This is a genomic window from Stutzerimonas stutzeri, from assembly GCF_024448935.1.
In the GTDB taxonomy this organism is placed as follows: domain Bacteria; phylum Pseudomonadota; class Gammaproteobacteria; order Pseudomonadales; family Pseudomonadaceae; genus Stutzerimonas; species Stutzerimonas stutzeri_AO.
In genome coordinates this window covers 1-2293 of the sequence record NZ_JAMOIE010000195.1, presented here as the reverse complement: position 1 = coordinate 2293, position 2293 = coordinate 1, and the positions used below count along the sequence as shown (strand labels likewise).

Sequence of the window (2293 nt, the reverse complement as noted above, 5' to 3'; positions counted from 1 at the left end):
TGCGCACCACAATTTCGCCCGTCCGTGCCGACATTCGTCGGATACGACGATGCCGCTTGCCGGGGAAGTACCTAGCCTTGTCCTCCAGGGGTTCGGCCGCGGGTTCGGGGGCACAGTAGTGTGAGTTCCCTGACGTAGCGGCACAAGTCCGTTATCAGGATAAAAAGGAAACGCGATGAAGCTCGATTCTTCTATCAGTGCGGTGGTAACCGGCGGTGCGTCCGGCATTGGCGAGGCAGTGGTCCGTCGCCTGGCTGCATCCGGCGTCAAGGTGGCGATTTTTGACTTCAACGAGGCGCGTGGTGAAGCCATTGCCGGCGAGCTGGGTGGCGTGTTCTGCAAGGTGGACGTGACGTCCGAGGAGGCCGTGGACGCCGGCCTTGAAAAAGCCCGTGCGGCCATTGGCCAGGAGCGCATCCTGGTCAACTGTGCCGGTACCGGTAACGCCCACAAGACGGCGAGTCGCGCCAAGCAGACCGGTGAAATCAGGCACTTCCCCCTGCCCGAGTTCGAAAGGATCATCCAGATCAACCTGATCGGCAGCTTCCGCTGTGCCGCCAAGAGCGCCGCCGGGATGCTGAGCCTCGACGGCATGGCAGACGGTGAGCGTGGCGTCATCGTCAACATCTCCTCCGTCGCCGCCCAGGATGGCCAGATTGGCCAGGCCGCGTACGCTGCCTCCAAGGCCGGCGTGGTCGGCATGACCCTGCCCATGGCCCGGGACCTGATGAATGAAGGCGTGCGGGTCAACACCATCATGCCGGGGCTGATCAACACCCCGTTGATGAACGGCCTGCCGGACAAGGTGAAAGAAGCGCTGGCAGCGTCCGTGCCTTTCCCCAAACGGCTGGGTGAGCCGGACGAGATCGCCGCCGTCGTCGAGCTGATGGTGACCAACGGTTACTTCAACGGCGAAAGCGTTCGCCTGGACGGCGCCATTCGCATGGCGCCCCGTTAGGGAAACGCTGAATAAATCGGCAGGGCCTGTCGACGTGCCACGCACGGCTCGCCGGAGCCCGCTTACAACCCTGTTCATCATTGGCCGGACCCTAGCGCAATCAAACCCACGCAGGGCGGCCGACACGAGGATATCGACATGGCAGAAGCCTACATCGTCGCCGCATCACGTACCGCCGGTGGCCGCCGGGGCGGCCGCCTCTCCGGGTGGCACGCCACCGACCTGGCCGCTTTCGTGCTGAACGACCTGGTGGATCGTGTCAACGCAGACCCCACGCTGATCGAAGACGTCATCATGGGCTGCGTCATGCAAGTGGGCGAGCAGTCCAACAACATCGCCCGCAATGCCGTCCTGGCTTCCCGCTTGCCGGAATCGGTGCCCGGCACCTCGGTGGATCGTCAGTGCGGCAGTTCACAGCAGGCCCTTCACTTTGCGGCCCAGGCGGTGATGTCCGGCACCCAGGACGTGGTGATCGCCGCTGGCGTCGAGAGCATGACCCGCACCCCCATGGGTTCCAACCTGTTCCTGGCCCAGCAAGCCAACCTCGCCGAGCACTACATGGGGCCGGGCATCCGCAAGCGCTATCCGGACGTGCCCGAGTTCAGCCAGTTCATGGGCGCCGAGATGATGGCCAAGAAATATGGCCTCAGCCGGGAAGACCTGCACGCGTTTGCACTGGAAAGCCACCGACGCGCCATCGCCGCCACGCAAGCGGGCAAGTTCGAGAAGGAAATCGTGCCGGTGCCGGTCAACCTTGCCGGAGGCGGCCTGCAGGACGAGATGCATCGGGTGGATGAAGGCATCCGCTTCGATGCCACCCTGGAAGGCATCGCGTCCGTCAAGCTGCTACAGGAAGGCGGCTATATCAGCGCCTCCGTGGCCAGCCAGATTTGCGACGGCGCCAGTGGCGTGATGGTCGTCAGCGAGAAGGGCCTCAAGGCTCTGGGTGTGGAGCCGCTGGCCCGGATTCACCACATGAGCGTGATCGGGCATGACCCGGTGATCATGCTGGAAGCGCCACTGCCGGCCACCCAGGCCGCCCTGAAGAAAACCGGCATGCACATCAACGACATCGACCTGTTCGAGGTCAACGAAGCCTTTGCTCCGGTGCCGCTGGCCTGGCTGCAGGCCACCGATGCCGATCCGCAGCGCATGAACGTGAATGGCGGCGCCATTGCCCTGGGACATCCGCTGGGCGCTTCCGGCACCAAGCTGATGACCACCCTGGTGCACGCGCTCCATGATCGTGGCGGTCGTTACGGCCTGCAGACCATGTGTGAAGGCGGCGGCATGGCCAACGTGACCATCATCGAGCGGCTGTGATGACCCTGTGAT

2 protein-coding genes are annotated in these 2293 nt (G+C 64.0%); both read left to right on the top strand.

The annotated features are described in order from the left end of the window. Window positions 1–175 precede the first annotated feature (175 nt). Window positions 176–958, top strand: a complete 783-nt coding sequence (locus NA637_RS24705) for an SDR family NAD(P)-dependent oxidoreductase (protein ID WP_256075180.1) — start codon at window positions 176–178, stop codon at window positions 956–958. 138 nt (window positions 959–1096) lie between these two features. Beyond that, window positions 1097–2281: an acetyl-CoA C-acetyltransferase gene (locus tag NA637_RS24700; protein ID WP_256075176.1), complete on the top strand. Its 1185-nt coding sequence runs from the start codon at window positions 1097–1099 to the stop codon at window positions 2279–2281. Window positions 2282–2293 lie beyond the last annotated feature (12 nt).